This is a genomic window from Dokdonia genika, from assembly GCF_042652845.1.
Classification (GTDB): Bacteria; Bacteroidota; Bacteroidia; order Flavobacteriales; family Flavobacteriaceae; genus Dokdonia; species Dokdonia donghaensis.
In genome coordinates, this window is sequence record NZ_JBHSHB010000007.1 from 623423 (window position 1) to 639499 (window position 16077).

At 38.3% G+C, this 16077-nt stretch carries 10 protein-coding genes; 6 read left to right on the forward strand and 4 right to left on the reverse strand.

The features are described from left to right. Positions 1 to 228 precede the first annotated feature (228 nt). The 3 genes from ACFO5T_RS03760 to ACFO5T_RS03770 all read left to right on the forward strand — a co-directional run bounded on the left by ACFO5T_RS03760 (position 229) and on the right by ACFO5T_RS03770 (position 6767). A complete protein-coding gene (locus ACFO5T_RS03760; RefSeq protein WP_380032163.1) occupies positions 229 to 3009 on the forward strand; it encodes an outer membrane beta-barrel protein in 2781 nt (926 codons plus the stop codon). Between the two features lie 75 nt (positions 3010 to 3084). After that, positions 3085 to 4002 carry a patatin-like phospholipase family protein gene (locus tag ACFO5T_RS03765; RefSeq protein WP_038597473.1) on the forward strand — a complete coding sequence of 306 codons (918 nt, stop codon included), beginning with the start codon at positions 3085 to 3087 and terminating at the stop codon, positions 4000 to 4002. Positions 4003 to 4106: 104 nt separating this feature from the next. Beyond that, on the forward strand, positions 4107 to 6767 hold the full coding sequence (locus ACFO5T_RS03770; RefSeq protein WP_375252029.1) for a DUF3857 domain-containing protein: 2661 nt from the start codon (positions 4107 to 4109) through the stop codon (positions 6765 to 6767). Here ACFO5T_RS03770 and ACFO5T_RS03775 read toward each other — a convergent pair. Then, a complete protein-coding gene (locus ACFO5T_RS03775; RefSeq protein WP_380032166.1) occupies positions 6764 to 9445 on the reverse strand; it encodes an AsmA-like C-terminal region-containing protein in 2682 nt (893 codons plus the stop codon). The two genes, ACFO5T_RS03770 and ACFO5T_RS03775, sit on opposite strands and share 4 nt — an antisense overlap. Positions 9446 to 9499: 54 nt before the next feature. Beyond that, positions 9500 to 10213 carry a queuosine precursor transporter gene (locus ACFO5T_RS03780; RefSeq protein WP_380032168.1) on the reverse strand — a complete coding sequence of 238 codons (714 nt, stop codon included), beginning with the start codon at positions 10211 to 10213 and terminating at the stop codon, positions 9500 to 9502. Between the two features lie 96 nt (positions 10214 to 10309). Between ACFO5T_RS03780 and folK the strand changes: the two genes are divergently transcribed. Next, entirely contained in the window at positions 10310 to 11428 is a 1119-nt protein-coding gene (gene folK, locus ACFO5T_RS03785; RefSeq protein ID WP_380032170.1) for a 2-amino-4-hydroxy-6-hydroxymethyldihydropteridine diphosphokinase, read from the forward strand. Positions 11429 to 11443: 15 nt separating this feature from the next. On the opposite strand, the gene ACFO5T_RS03790 is transcribed toward folK, so the two are convergent. Both ACFO5T_RS03790 and ACFO5T_RS03795 read right to left on the reverse strand, forming a co-directional pair. Beyond that, positions 11444 to 12862: a CotH kinase family protein gene (locus tag ACFO5T_RS03790; RefSeq protein ID WP_380032172.1), complete on the reverse strand. Its 1419-nt coding sequence runs from the start codon at positions 12860 to 12862 to the stop codon at positions 11444 to 11446. Positions 12863 to 12965: 103 nt separating this feature from the next. Further along, on the reverse strand, positions 12966 to 13940 hold the full coding sequence (locus ACFO5T_RS03795) for a polyprenyl synthetase family protein (RefSeq protein ID WP_035325748.1): 975 nt from the start codon (positions 13938 to 13940) through the stop codon (positions 12966 to 12968). A gap of 161 nt (positions 13941 to 14101) precedes the next feature. Between ACFO5T_RS03795 and ACFO5T_RS03800 the strand changes: the two genes are divergently transcribed. Next, complete coding sequence (locus tag ACFO5T_RS03800) at positions 14102 to 14707, forward strand: TetR/AcrR family transcriptional regulator (protein WP_035334696.1); 606 nt, start codon at positions 14102 to 14104, stop codon at positions 14705 to 14707. Further along, positions 14707 to 16047, forward strand: a complete 1341-nt coding sequence (locus ACFO5T_RS03805) for a TolC family protein (RefSeq protein ID WP_380032175.1) — start codon at positions 14707 to 14709, stop codon at positions 16045 to 16047. The genes ACFO5T_RS03800 and ACFO5T_RS03805 overlap by 1 nt, the downstream gene beginning before the upstream one ends. The last annotated feature ends 30 nt before the right edge of the window (positions 16048 to 16077 follow it).

Consider the following 16077-nt stretch of genomic DNA (forward strand, 5'->3'; position numbering starts at 1 on the left):
ATATATAAGAAAAGCGACCTCTATAGGTCGCTTTTTTTGTTTTAGATACTTGATTTAGGTCCAGTTGTGGGTTTTTTACGCTTTCGCGAAAGCGTGTATAGAAAGAATCACTCAAGACCTTTTTTTAAGGAGTATCTCAAATTGTTAAAATTATATTAAAAACAATATCCTGCTAAAACTTCTCACTAAAAGGTTGGTTATTTACGTACTCATCAATTAATCAGTACAATGCAATTACGTCATTTAGTAATCTTAGTTGGACTTCTTTTAGTTTCAGCTTTCGCGAAAGCGCAAAACTTCTCAGTTACAGGTACACTTACAGACAAGGAATCAAAAGAGCCACTTGAGGCTGCTACCGTTTTTCTTGAAACCGTAAAAGATAGTACGCTCATCACCTACACCATCACAAATCAAAATGGAGCTTTTACCCTAGAAGGGAGAGCCCAAGAAAAGGATGCTCGAGTTAATATATCTTTTTTGGGGTATGAAAATTATAGCAAGCAAGTAGACCTTAGTGCGGGTGATATTTCTTTAGGCGTTATAGAAGTGGGGCTTGCGACTAACACACTGGGAGAGGTTGTGGTAAAAAGTAGGGCCCCCATTACTGTAAAAAAAGATACTTTAGAGTTTAACGTATCCTCTTTCAAAACAAAAAAGGATGCAAACATTGAGGACCTTCTCAAGGAGCTGCCAGGTGTTGAGGTAGATGAAGATGGTAAAATCTTAGTGAATGGTAAGGAAGTTAACCAGATACTTGTAAATGGGAAACCCTTTTTTGGCGATGACCCTACGGTAGCTACACGCAACCTTACTAAGGAGATGGTAGAAAAGATACAAGTGGTAGATACAAAAACAGATGATGAGGCTTTTGCTGGTGAAGATGGTGATCAAGAGAATAAAACCATAAATCTGACCATCTCTGAAGAGAAGAACAAGGGCGTTTTTGGTCGTGTAGCTGCTGGTGCAGGTACAGATGAGCGCTTTGAGTATGCCGGTATTGTAAATGCTTTTGATAATGACAGGCGCATAAGTGTACTTGCTGGAGGTAATAATATAAACGAGGCTGGTTTTAGCTTTGGGGAGATACGCAAGATGTTTGGCGGTGGGAGAAGTGTCTACTTTAACGGTAATGGAAGTTTTGGTATAGACGGGCGCAGTTTTGGTGGTGGCCAGGGTATTACAAACAGTCGCAGCATCGGGACAAATTATACAGATGAGTATGCAAAAGGTTTTGATGCGAGTATGGATTACTTCTACTCTGCAGCAAACTCTTTTGACGAGACACGTATCGAGCGTGAGAACATCTTGCCAGATCGTCGTTTTTTTACAAATAGCAACTCAAGAAGTGACTCAAACTCTGATAATCATAGTGCAAATGCAACTATAAATATTAAGAAGGATTCTACTATTCTCATAAACATACGTCCTAAGTTTTCTTATGCAAAGAGTGAGACGCGCTATACTCGTGATGAAGAGTCTCTTGATGAAAATGGGGATCTTATAAACCAGTCTGATAATGCAAACTTTATAAAAGATCAGGGGAAGAATTTTGAAAACACTTTGAGTATTACAAAAAAGTGGGGTGACAAAGGAGCCTACGTGCGTGCTCGTCTTCAGAACGAAATAAACAGACAAGAAAGTGAGGATTTTATAGTCTCTAATACTGCCATACTAGGAGATGCTCCAGAGCTTATAGAGCGCAACCAGTTTACAGATGGTGAGACTAAGCTGGATGGATACAATCTTAACTTTACATACCGCATACCCCTTATTGCAAAAAAGTTATTCCTAGATGCAGATTTTGGGCATCGTGATGATAGCCGAAAGCGATCAAGAACTACTTTTGATTTTGATGAAAATACTCAGCAGTACAGCACACTTAATGAGACGTTAAGCACGGACTTTGAGGGGCGCAATATGCGCACAACACCTAAGCTGGGACTTAATTATAACACAGAGAAGTTTAATATTAACTTTGGAGCAGGTTATGTTTTTAGAACACTAGAAAATACAGATAATCTGCGTCCAGAACTTAATGTAAAGGAAAATTTTGAAGCGCTAGAACTAGACTCTTACATCAACTATCGTTTTAGTCCAAAGGCATCATTATATGCCAGTGTGAGTAAGAGTAATAGTCCGCCAGATGTGCAACAGCTCAATCCTTTTGTAGATGTGTCAGACCCACTTAATATCACTGTGGGTAATCCAGATTTATCACCTTCTAATGTCTATAATTTTTATGGAGGGTTTAATAATTTTGACTTCCAGAAAGGTGGTGGTTGGTACTTAAACGGTAATGGTAGTGTTACAAATGATGCCGTGGTAAATAAAACTACCATAGATGAAAACCTTGTGCGCACCACTACTTATGAGAATGTAGATGGTAATTATAACGTAGGCGCTGGTGGTGGTTATAATAAAACGCTCAAGATAGATTCACTAAGAACCATAAAATATGGTGGAGGTATTTACGGGAACTTTGGCCGTAATGTAAACTTCAATAATGATGTGAAGTATGCAAGTAAAACAAGATCACTTACCCCAAGAGTAAATGTGACTTTTACTTGGAAAGACCTCTTTGAGGTGCGTCCTAGTTATAACATCTCATTTTCAAAAACTGAGTTTGGTCTAGATGCATTTGATGATCAAGAGTTTATCTCGCACACAGTGCGCTTGAGTACGGCTCTTTTTGTGCCAAAAAACTGGGAATGGCGTAATGAGATAAACTATAACTATAACCCTAATATTGCAAGTGACTTTCAGCAAAGTGCTTTGTTCTGGAACTCGACACTAGCATACTCATTTGCCAAAGAAAGAGCAACAGCTACACTTAAGGTGTATGACGTGCTTGATCAAAATACAAACGCCCGTCGTACGGCAAATGCAAACTTTATACAAGACGTACAGAGTACCGTATTGCAACAGTATTTTATGCTTAGTTTAAGCTGGAAGTTTAACACGCTAGGTAAAAAAGGCGAGACAGATAATGGTGGGATAATGTTCTTTTAGACGCTTTCGCGAAAGCGTAAAACTATTTGTAATTTAAAAACCTTATTTTCGACTAGCTATTAGTTAAAACGAGGTATGCGAGCATTAGTCATTTCAGGAGGAGGAAGTAAAGGCGCTTTTGGCGGCGGTGTTGCTCAGTACCTTATGCAAGAAATGGGCAAAGAGTATGATATGCTTGTAGGCACCTCTACAGGAAGTCTTTTAGTGCCTCATCTTGCACTTCAAAATATCGAAAAGATAAAAGAGGTATACACCTCTGTAAATCAAAATGCTATTTTTAATGTATGTCCTTTTGTAATAAAGAAAGATAAATTTGGCGAGCAATCTATTGCTATAGACCACTGGAGCGTACTGCGCAATTTTTTAAAAGGCTCTAAAACCTTTGGAGAAAGTAAGAAGCTACGCAAGCTTATAGAAAAAACCTTTACGCGTGAAAATTATGAACAGCTACAGGCTAGTGGTAAAGAAGTGCTAGTCACAGTTTCTAATCTCTCACTTCATAAAACGGAATATAAATCCAGTAAGGAAGAGACATACGAAGATTTTTGTGACTGGGTGTGGATGTCGTGTAATTATATCCCTTTTATGAGCCTCGCCTCAAAAAATGGATGCGAGTATGCAGATGGAGGTTTTGGCGCACTAGTACCCATCAAGGAGGCTGTAGAACGCGGCGCAACCGAAATTGATGTAATCATATTAGAAACAGAAGTGACTTATTATAATAATCTCCCTTCTACTAACGTGTTCTCCCTATTAAGCAATCTACACGGCTTTATGATGGATCGTATCGAAAAGCAAAATATTACCATAGGTAAATATGCTGCCAATCAAAAAGAGGCGATAATAAACTTCTATTATACACCGACGGTACTCACTACAAATTCGCTCATTTTTAATAAAGAAAAAATGAAAATCTGGTGGAAGAGTGGTTTTGACTATGCCAAGTACAAAAACGAAGAGCTCAACGAGATTAAGGTAGATGACGAGGGGTAGTATCCCGCTTTCGCGAAAGCGGAAACATTTTTGAGAGTTTATACGTTGCTAATTAAGTTGGAACAGCTTATATTGTAGTCTTTTACCCACAAATCAATCAGGCTTTGAAGCATATTTTACGTTTACTATTCGTTCTTTTTTTTACAACACTCTATTCTCAAAATCCTAGTATAAAACAAATCCCATCGTGGGTAAATAAAGTTGACTATAAGGAGAATATTGAAAATGAAGAAGCAGAAAGTGGCTACTACTATCTTCTATATGATAAGCAGCTTAATGCTGTAAATAAAACTAGATATAGTAACTCTGTAGTTAAAATTATAAATGGAGAGGGCATAACTCAAATGTCTAATCTAACATTTGAATTTGACCCATCTTATGAGAAGCTCATTTTTCATAAAATCGATATCATACGTGATGGGGAGCGTATCTCTCAACTTAATCTTAATAAGATTGAGACTATACAAAGAGAGTCTAATCTAGAAAAGAATCTATATGACGGGAGACTTACAAGTCTTGTAAATCTTACAGATGTGCGAGAGGGTGATGTGATAGACTATGCTTACACTATAGCAGGAGAGAACCCTATTTATGAAGGAGGATATAGTAGCAGTCTTTATTTTCAATATGCAGCCCCTGTAGGTAAACTACACTTTACGGTGACTGTGCCTAATAATGAATCTTTTAAGTTTAAATACTTCAATAATGCGCCTAAGCCAGCAGAAAGTATTTCAGGTAATAGCAAGGTTTACGAATGGACGCTAGAAGATGTTGCACCTAAGTTTTATGATACTAACGAGCCTATGTGGTATGATGATTATGGTTTTGTGCAATTTGTAAATTATGAATCGTGGGAGAGTATTGTAAATCAGTATAAAGAGATCTACACATTAAGTGCCGCAGATAAAAAACGATTAAAACGACTGTCAGATCAAAATATCAAAAGTGAGACCAAAGATCTTGCTCCTTCTAAGGAGGAGATTGCAAATACTCTTATAGATTTTGTACAAGATGATGTGAGGTATTTTGGTTTTGAAAATGGGATGAATTCTCATAAACCAGAGTCACCACTTAAGGTGCTTGAGCAACGATTTGGAGATTGTAAAGGGAAGTCATTTTTACTAAGTGAGTTGCTGCAAGCAAATGGCATTGAGGCATACCCTATGCTGGTAAACAGTACTGCAGGAAAGAGTATAGGTGATAAACTCCCTACGCCTAATCTCTTTGACCATTGTGTTGTTACCTATAATCTAGACGGTGAAGATTATTATATCGATCCCACAATCTCAAATCAGGGTACAGGAGCAAAGGGTAAATTTTTTCCAAATTATGAGAAGGGGCTCGTTTTAAAACCTGGAGAAAAAGGGCTGACTCAAATTGATTTTAAGCCAACAGGAGGGGTTGCTATAAGTGAGATATATGATATAGATGAGATTAATGGGTCTGGAGCATTAACCGTTGTAACTACATATAAAGGGAGTGATGCAGATAGATTACGTGCAGATTTTGACCAGCGTAGTAATGCTTCAATACAAAAAGACTACCTGCGATTTTACAGTACATTATATCCTAATATAAAAAAGGGAGATGACCTTGAGGTAGAGGATTTAAGAAATACTCGTAATGAGTTTATAGTAAGAGAGTCTTACGTTATAGATTCTATCTGGGCAAAGTCACCAGACAATGAGCAGCTTATATATATTGAGACCTATCCGTTATTATTAGAGAGTTATGTAAACCCTACTACATCACCAGAGCGCACGGCGCCATATGCTATAAACTATCCATTAGATATTGAGTTTAATATCACAGTCAACTTACCGGAGCCTTGGGAATTTGAAGACTATAAAAATACGGTCGAAAGCTCATATTTTAAGTATGAACAGCAAGCAAGCCATTTTGGAAACAAACTACTAGTAACTCATAATTACTCTAGAAAGAAAGATTTTGTTGAGGCTGGTGACGTGCGTAAGTATATATCTGATCATAGTAAGGTTCAAGATGATCTTTCTTATTTTATTACTTATGACCTAGAAGCAGCCTCTGCAATGGAAACCTCAGGACTAAGTTATATCGCTATTTTCCTACTAGTAATTAGCTTGATGTTTTTTGGGTATGGAGCTTATAGACTTTATTACGAATATGATGTGCCCGCTCAGGTTAAGGATACACAAGGGAAAAATATAGGAGGCTGGCTCATACTTATTGCAATAGGTCTTGTTTTTACTCCTATCGTTATTTTAGTGCAAATACTTTCTGAAGACGGTTATTTTGATGCCTATACTTGGTCTGCTCTATGGAATTCTGAAGGCTTAACAGGAAAGCCAATGATTATACTCATCGCCATAGAGATGATTATTAATGTAGCGCTTATCGTATATAGTTTTGTGGTAATTATATTGTTCTTTAAGAGAAGGACAATTGTTCCTAGGTTAATGATTATTCTATATGCTGGCACACTTGCTTTCTTAATTTTAGATAGTGTTGCAGCAAATGCGCTTGCTTCAGATATGTTTACTCCAGAAGAAAATCAAGAGTCACTTAAAGAAATTATTAAGGCTATTTTTAGGTGTGCGGTCTGGATTCCATACTTTATTATGTCAGAACGCGTAAAGGAAACCTTTGTAAAAAGAGCTCCTGGATATGTAGCCCCACCAGAGACAGTACAGCAATCTAGTGTTCAAGTTATAGAGAGTGCAGAAACTCCTAAGGAATATAATAGTCTCGAAAATAGGTTAGAAAATGAGCGTGATAAAAACGGTTAATTAACCGTATCCTTCACTGTTTCTTTTGTTGTTTTCTTTTTTCCAAAGAGACCACCTAAAATTCCCGTGGCAACATCTTTAATGGCGTCTTCAGCTTTTGGGGTTGTGGTGGTGTTTTGAGGAGTCTGTGTGTCAGTAGTTGTGCTATCTGTCGCAGTGGTGTTTGGTGTTGTTTTGTTTCCACCTAAAAGACCTCCTAGCACATCTGTGAGTTTGTCTTCTACTTTGTCTTTTGCGCGTTGCTTCTGGATCTCTATAATCTGGTTAGTAAGCGCTGTGGTAGCTGCTTTTAAGTTAAGGTCTACCTTAGGCGCAATAAAATTTCCCGAAAGGGAAACAGGAACGTCTATATGGATGTTCTCTTTTTCGGCATCTGTAAGTTTTGAGAGTAAGCCGCTCACGTCTCCGCCTAGATATTTTGCAGGGAGATCAAGGTTGAGGGTGTAGTTCATCTCATTTGTAAAGCTATGTCCACCGCTTACTTGTACATTAATTCCTTTTATGTTAAAATCAAAAGGCTTTACAGCCACCTGACCATCATTAAATGTAAGGCTTGTTTTGAGCTTGTCTAGTTTCAGGTCGTCAAGGTTTATAAAATCAAGTTTTTGCGATAGGAGATTAAGAAGCGGCATTTTATCTGCATCAACATCTGCGGTCAAAATCTCTGCAAAGGCATCTCCAGAAATGGTACTAAGGATAGGGCTGAAGTTGTCATCTAGCTGTCCCTGCAATTGTATTTTGGTATTGAGAGCGCCTTGTAGTGCCTTTGCAATAGGAGCAAGTCCTTGCAGCATCTCTAGCTCCTTAAAAGAGCGGTCTATGTCTATACTGCTCAAGTCTACAGTCATATTAAAAGTAGGAGCACCATCGCGTGTGGTGACAGATCCAGAGAGTCCTGCCGCACCGCCAAAGATGCCAGAGTTAAGATTGCTTAATGATGCCTGCTCATTTGCAATGGTCACGCTACCTTTTGTATTACTAAGTTCTAGCCCATCATAAATTACCTTTGCGGCATTAAAGTTTACAGAGGCATCTAGAAAATCTGGAATTTGTATGGCGGTATTACTCTCACCTGTGCTAGCTGGTGAGTTACCAGTTGTAGTAGCAGTGCTGGTTGCAAAATCATCTAGATTAAACACCTTTGAGGTCACATCAAAATGCCCTTTTAAATCTTCCTTAGACATCACAAAAGGGATGAGGTTTTCTATAGATCCCGTTGCATTTATATCTGAAGATCCACTTGTGGCGGCAAATGAGTTAAGTGCAATGTTACCGGTTTTAAAACTCACATCTGCATTTTGTATAGCAATGGGATTTGGCAGTTGTGGAGTGCTATAAGTGAAGTCACTAAGTGTAGCATTACCAGAGCTTTTTATATTTTGATACTGTTGCTTCTCGACAGCGTTCATATCAAAACTCGTCACTACATCTGCAACAAGTCTACCTTGCAGTGGCTGGTCTAGATTAAGAGGATACACCTTGTCAATGTTACCTAAATCTAGCGCACCATCTAGGTCAAGATTAACAAGCATATTACCCATCAAGTTTTTAAGTGTTCCCTTTGCTGTAAAGGTGTCTTGGTCAATCTTAAAACGTAAGTCGTTTATCTCGATATAAGTAAGTTCTGTAATGCCAGTATTATTTTTAATCTTTACATCTATATTGATGTTATTCATTCTTTTAGGGAGATCAGGATACTTAAAAGAAGCATTGTTAGACACAATCTCAATATCCAGATTTGGGATGTTAGTCTCGGTTGTTTTCCCTTTTATAATTCCGCTTACGCGAAAATCGCCACTCGTTTCCACCTCATCAAGATTTGCTCTATATTCCTTAGGGATTAGGGCTAGAAAGTTTTTAAAATCTGATGAAGGTGTTTTAAATGATAAGTCCATAAGATTACCATCTTCAAGAAGCTCTATAAAACCATTAAACTCTAGTGGGAGTTCGTTTATTTTGGCTAGGTTTTCCTTAAAAGTATACTTCTGTTTTTCTAGCTCCATTTGGATTACAGCCTCGAGGTCGAGATCGTGCCCATCTAAGTAATTTGTGCCGCCATAATCAAAAGATACTACAGCGTGGGTCTTCGTATCTAGCTCACTCTCAATAGCCGAAAAATCTCCAGAACCCGTGTGGTTTACCTCTGTAAGTTCTAAGTGGGTTTGTGTAGAGCGATCGTCATAAATTATTTTTGAGTCTATGAGGCTGTACTCTTGTAAGTTAAAAACAAAAGGTTCTGAGCTCTCCTCAGTAGTAGTCTCTGTAGTTGGTGTCTCTTTTACAATATCATAATTTGCATTGCCTAAGGAGTCTACTTGTACGTGTACGTTTGCTTCTAGAAGTGATAGTGCATCTATAGCAATAGGCTCATCTGCTGTGTTTTTAAAGAGCTGGGTAACGCCCATCTCAATGCGTATTTCTTTACCACTCGCAAGTGTGTCACCTGCAAATGGTGCGTTGTTTACTACCGTAAAATCATTTACTATAACCGTAGCATCAGGAAAACTTCTGAAGAGGCTTAAATCCAGAGAAGACCATTCTACTTGAGCGTTGAGGTTATTGTTTATGGTTTCCTTGAGGAGGTCTTCTAGTTTTCCTCTAAACAAAAATGGAGAAGCAGCAAGAACGATAACAAGTACAAGAACTACTATGCCTATAATTTTAAATATCTTTTTCATTTGTGGTTTTCTAATGTTGTCTTTTACAATCTGCCTTAGTGTGAATATACTTGATTATACAGGGAGCTTAATTTCTTCTCCTTCTTCAAGGTTAAAACGCTTCTTAAATAACCATACACCTAGATAAAGGAACGGTGTGTCGAATGCCGCTACGAGAATTTTAAATAAGAATCCACCTAATAATAGTCCGCCAAATAAATTCCACTCTATTAGTCCAAAGGCGCACAAGAGCAAAAGCACACTTGCCGTATCTATAAATTGTGATAAAAAGGTGGAGAAGTTATTTCTGAGCCAGAGGTGTTTGCCCTTGGTTACTCGTTTCCAAAAATGATAAATGTGTATATCTACATATTGCGCAAGCAAGTAGGCCATCATACTCGCAAAAACTGCCAGCGCCGTAGCACCAAATACAGTTGTAAACAGGCTATCATTTACAGGTGACCAGCTAGTAGCAGGAACTACTTTTGCCACATAAACGATGAGTAGCGAAAAGAGAGATGCAAAAATGCCAGCAGTGACCATCTGGTTTGCTTTCTTTCTTCCGTAAATCTCGCTTACAATATCTGTAATAAGAAAGGTGATAGGGTAGGGAAGTATCCCTACAGAAATTTCAAAAGTATAAATGCCAAAAAAGTCCCAGCTAAAGAATTTTTGAAATATAAGGTTAGATACCACCAGGGCACATATAAAAAGAGCACCTAGTGTAAAATAGATGCGATAGGCTAGTTGTAAGTCCTTTGAGTTTAAGTGACTAGAGATTTGATTCATTTTCTTAATAACTTCAATTTCAAAATTAGGGCATTGTGATTTTGATTTCCTTAATTTGTTGTGAAATCTTAAGCCCAACTTAGAACAGCTATCTCATTGCATACTATATACTTATCATTAGGCAGTAATCAAGGTAATACGTACGAGGCACTCAATAATGCAATTCAATTGCTTTTTGAGCGTGTAGGACGTGTGCGCAAAATCTCACCAGTGTATCAAAGCCCAGCTTGGGGTTTTGAGGGAGCAGATTTTCATAACTGTGCTGTAAAGATGGAAACATCATTATCTGCAAGTAAGCTCTTAGATGCAACGCAAGCTATAGAAAAGTTACTAGGCAGAGATAAAATAGAGGGAAAAGGATATCAATCACGATATATAGATATAGACATATTACTATATGACGATGTTGTCAAGCAAACAGAGCGATTAACCATACCACACGAGCATATGCTCAAGCGTCGTTTTGTATTGCAGCCGCTCGTAGATATAAGTGCAGAAGATGTAGCTCCTGTTTTTAATAAATCTTTTACAGCGTTGCTAGAAGACTGTGAAGATGATAGCACATTAACAAAGCAAGCAAAGTGGCTCAAGAAGCCACAAGACAGTATAGATCTAGGTGGTTACAATTATATAGCGATAGAAGGTAATATAGGCGCTGGTAAAACAAGTCTCGCTACAATGATTTCTGAGGAGTTTAATGCAAAACTTATTTTAGAGCGATTTAAAGACAATGCATTTTTACCTAAATTTTACAAAGATCCAGATAGGTTTGCCTTCCCTCTAGAAATGTCTTTTCTAGCAGATCGTTATCAGCAATTGCTTGATGATATTGGTCAGTTTGATTTGTTTAAAGACTTTATGTGTGCAGATTATGATCGATATAAATCGCTCATCTTTGCACAAGTTACACTACAAGAAGAGGAGTATGTACTCTACAAGCGCCTCCACGAGATGATGTATAAAGATATGCCACAACCAGACTTGTATGTGTACTTATATCAAAACACGGAGCGTTTGCTTAAAAATATAAAGAAGCGTGGCCGTAGTTATGAGAAAAGTATTGCTCCAGAGTATCTAGAAAAAATCAATCAAGGGTATCTAGATTTTATAAAAGGACAGCATAATCTTAATGTAAAGATTATAGACATCTCAGATCTTGATTTTGTAAAAAACCGCGAAGACTTTTTGAAGGTGATTAACTCTTTTACTGCTTAGTTTTACAGCCGCTTGTTATTTTAAATAACTAATGTATTTGTCCAAAAAGGCAAGTCGCTTTTTTGTCCATTCTTGCATATACGTAATGCCTTCTTCCTCATAAATAAACGTGTCCCATACGAGCGCTTCTCTCTCGTATACTTGCTGCTCTTTTAGTAGATTATAGGTGTCCATTTGTTTTTTGAGCAACTGCTCTTCGCTTAAAACTCCTTGTCGTAAGGTGAGCCATCGCGCTTGAAAACGTGAAATAAAATCATCTGCATCTGTGGCGATAAGCCTTCTTAATAGTCCGTTGCTTAAAAAGTCATTTGTGGTATTTATACGCTTTCCGCTGTAGATGGTGCCTAGTGTTCCGTCCAGATCCCAAGGAGCATAAAAGTAAGGCGCTCCTGCATCATAACGTATCAGGTAGAGATTTTTTCCTAGATTATCTGGTGCACGTAGGGCATTTATATATAAGAAGTAATCTATAGCATTGTCAAGTACAAATTGTTTTGAGATCGCTTTCGCGAAAGCGTCATCATCACTATTAACCACAAAGTCTGTAAAAGGATATACATTGTCCCAAGGCGCATTAGAAGGCGATGGGTATTTTATATCATAACCACCCCAGCTGGCTAAAAAATTCTTTGCAGGAGGTATAGAGTCAAAGGAGCTGGCACCCAGGTAGCGTGCCCCTTGAAAGATCTCACCGCGCACGGTATCACCCTTGTTTTTCTTTATCTTAACTAGCTTGCGATCTACCTGCTCCTGCAGTAAGAAAAGACCTTTGTAGCGACCATTTATAAATACCTCACTATAAGCGGCGGTCGCACCAGCCTTTGCCTTAGGTTCTTTATCTAGATAATGTGGTGTGTAGATATCATTCCAGAGATTAAGTGAGATAAAAGAGCGCATACGTAAGGGCTCGTTATAAAGTCCATCCAGAATCCAGTCATCATCAGAGCGCATTCCAGCCAGCTTGTAGTCTTGATTTTCAAAACCTAGGCTGTCTTTGTAAAAGTTGAGGTCATAGGTTTTCTTCTTAAAAACAAGCGAACTGCTACCTCGTAGCTCAATACCGGCATAACTTGTAAATGTGATTTCCTCATCTGCATACCCAATGCGACACATACGTTTAGGCTCATTTACAATTTCTTGCGGGGCGTTTATAGTAATAAGCGGCAGGGTTGTTATGTAAGCTTTATAGGTGTTGTTATTAAGCTTGAGGGTGTGAGTTGTGCTGTATATGGAGTCTGTGTTATGTAGGGTAAGCGTGTATGAATCATTACCCATTGAGAAAACCTCTGTTTGTGATAGCTTTCTATTTTCTGGTATCTGTATGACGGCAATCTGTAACGAGTCATCTATAGCTAGTTGCTCACTATGCCAAGTGTTTTGAGCGCAGCTAGAGAGGCTCACCGCGGCTAATAAAATAAATAGAAAATACTTCACGAGTAACATTGATTAGTTCTCGTAAATTTAAGCAAACGGAGTGCCATAATAAACTCTTAGTTAAAAGTTTACGTGGGGACTGCTTGTAAAAGGTGTGTGCTCGCTAGTATGTGCGCTTCATAAGCCCTTGCCCAAAAAGTCTGAGCGTTTCCTTTTTATCTTCTGAGATGTCTACATTATCAAGTGCGGTAAACGCCTTTTGAGTATACTTAGCTATTTCTTCCTCGGTTGCTTTTGCGGCACCTGAGTCCAGAAATTGTTGCTTTACCGTCTCTATTTTATCTGTAGGATCTGCCGGTGAGATAGAGAAAAAGTGCTCTAGCTGTTGTGCATCATCCTTGTTAGAATTTGCTAGGGCAGTGAGGTATAAAAATGTTTTTTTGTTTTCTATAATATCGCCACCTACTTGCTTTCCAAAACTCTCTGGATCGCCAAAGGCATCTAGATAATCATCTTGTAGTTGAAAAGCCAGCCCAAGATCACGCCCGTAGTTATAAATACCTTCTTGACAACTCTTTGATGCGCCAGCTACAATAGCTCCCATTTTAAGTGCAGCACCTACGAGAACAGCGGTTTTATACTCAATCATCTTCATATATTCTGGGATGGTCACATCGTCACGCGTCTCAAAATCTACATCATACTGTTGTCCCTCACAAACCTCTATTGCTGTTTTTGAAAACAGTTTTGCCAGCTCCTTAAAGGTGGCTCCCTCATAATTTTCAAAAAGCTGGTAGGCACGTATAAGCATTGCATCACCAGAAAGAATACCCGTATTAATATCCCACTTCTCGTGCACCGTTTCTTCCCCGCGTCTCAAGGGTGCATCATCCATAATATCATCGTGCACTAGAGAGAAGTTATGAAAAATCTCTACTGCCAGCGCTGCATCTAGTGCATCCTTATAGTCTTTTTCAAAAAGCTCACACGCCATAAGTGTAAGTACTGGACGCAATCTTTTACCACCTAGTTGTAAGATGTAATTAATAGGCTCATAAAGATTTTTAGGTTCCTTCTCTAGCGCGTGCTTGTTGAGATATTCTAAAAATATAGATGTGTATTCTGGTATGCTGTGCATAAATGGCAATTTTTTGTAAAAATAAGTGATAAAAGGAGATTATGCCCTATTACGCTTTCGCGAAAGCGCACAGTAAAAACTTACAGTTGTTAAATTTTAACTAAAGTTAACGGAAACTTTAAAAACTTAAAAAGTTTCCTGCGTATCTTCGCGCCTTGACTATGAAAGAACAATTATTAAAAACCGCCACCGAACTGTTTTTAAATCAAGGATTTAAGAGCATTACTATGGATGATATTGCCCGTGAGATGGGAATGTCTAAAAAGACGGTGTACAGTTATTATGCTAATAAGGAGGCTATTGTCTCTGCTTGCGCACTTGATATGTTTAATTCTGTCTGTGGAGGTATAGATGGGATACTTGATGAAGAATTAAATCCTATTGAAGAGTTATACGACATAAAGAAATATGTACTTGAGCATATAAACGGAGAGCGCACTTCTTCTATGTATCAACTTCAAAAATATTACCCTAAGATACACCAGACCCTTAGAAAGAGTCAGTACGACTATATGCAGAGCTGTGTTACTAGAAATGTGCTTAGAGGTATAGAGCAAGGACTTTTTATTAGTGAAATAAGTGTGCCGTTTGTGGTAAACATTTACTTCACCGGTATGACGGGTATTAAAGATGAGACGATTTTCCCTAGATCTGCTTTTCCTGTAGGAGACTTGCACGATATGTATTTAGAGTATCACATACGCGGTATTGTAACCCCTAAGGGTAGAAAAATTTTAAATAAACTTATTAAATCTAACCATAACTAATGATACAGAGATTATATATAGCCCTAATACTTCTTGCTAGTGTAGGTGTGACCGCACAGACTAGAAGTTTTACTGTAGAAGAGGCTGTGACTTTTGCTCTAGATAGCAACTACACAGCAATAAATAGCCGTCGTGATATCGCAAAGGCAATAAAGCAAAAGTGGGAGACCACAGCGAGTGGGTTGCCACAAGTAAGCGCAAGTCTAGATTATAATTATCAAATCAAGCAGCCTACACAGCTTATACCAGCCGAGTTTACTGGAGGAGAGCCAGGTACTTTTATACCCGTAGTTTTTGGAACACAGCAAAATGCTACTGCGACCGCTACATTGAGTCAGCTTATTTTTGATGGGTCCTACCTTGTAGGTCTACAAGCTGCAAAGACGTTTCTAGACTATTCTAAAAATGCAAATGAAAAAACACAACTCGAAGTACGCAAAGGAGTTATAAACGCTTATGGCGGTGTGCTACTTGCACAAGAAAGTGTAGCAATTTTAGATCGAAATATTGCAAACCTAGAAGATAACCTTAAGGAGACAAAACTCATTTTTGAAAATGGTTTTGCAGAAGAGGAAGATGTAGAGCAGTTACAAATCACTTATTTGTCGCTTCAAAACCAGCGTGCAAATGCAAAGCGAATGGTGGTGATTGCAAAGCAAATGTTTAACCTCGCAATAGGTGTAGGGGTAGATGAGGAGACGGTTCTTAAAGATAGTCTAGAGTCACTTGCTGTTCCAGCACTAGGATTACTTAATGATACGGTTAACATTGAGCAAAATGTAGACTATAAGATTGTAAATAATCTTAATGAGCAAAGAGCACTAGAGCTTAAGCTAGAAAAGAGCAAGGCCTTGCCTACACTAGGAGCGTTTATTAATGTGGGTACCTTTGCAGGGCGTAATGAGTTTAACTTTTTTGATAGTGATGAGAAGTGGTTTGCACAGTCTATCACAGGTTTTACACTCAACATCCCTATTTTTAGTTCTGGTATGCGTAATGCAAGAACAGCGCAGGCTGAGATTGCGCTAGATCAAGCAGCAACTCAAAGAGAGGAGACAGAGCAACAGATAAAACTTGCTTATGCATCTGCAAAAAGTGATCACGAGCTTGCGATAGATAACTACAACACTGCGCTAGAAAACATCAAACTTGCAGAGCGCATTGAAAATAAAAACCAAGTAAAGTTTAGAGAAGGGCTTAGTACGAGTTTTGATTTAAGACAAGCGCAAACACAGCTTTACCAAGTGCAGCAAGAATTAATACAGGCAATGCTACAAATTGTAACAACAAAAGCAGAGTTAGAGACTATTCTTAATGTACCTAACTATACAAACAACTAGTTTTTAAAAAGAGAATCCAAATAGTACCAA

Coding starts and splice junctions, on each gene's coding strand:
- ACFO5T_RS03805 (WP_380032175.1), top strand. CDS start 14,707: ATGATACAGAGATTATATATAGCCCTAATACTTCTTGCTAGTGTAGGT.
- ACFO5T_RS03800 (WP_035334696.1), top strand. CDS start 14,102: ATGAAAGAACAATTATTAAAAACCGCCACCGAACTGTTTTTAAATCAA.
- ACFO5T_RS03775 (WP_380032166.1), bottom strand. CDS start 9,445: ATGAAAAAGATATTTAAAATTATAGGCATAGTAGTTCTTGTACTTGTT.
- ACFO5T_RS03760 (WP_380032163.1), top strand. CDS start 229: ATGCAATTACGTCATTTAGTAATCTTAGTTGGACTTCTTTTAGTTTCA.
- ACFO5T_RS03795 (WP_035325748.1), bottom strand. CDS start 13,940: ATGCACAGCATACCAGAATACACATCTATATTTTTAGAATATCTCAAC.
- ACFO5T_RS03765 (WP_038597473.1), top strand. CDS start 3,085: ATGCGAGCATTAGTCATTTCAGGAGGAGGAAGTAAAGGCGCTTTTGGC.
- ACFO5T_RS03780 (WP_380032168.1), bottom strand. CDS start 10,213: ATGAATCAAATCTCTAGTCACTTAAACTCAAAGGACTTACAACTAGCC.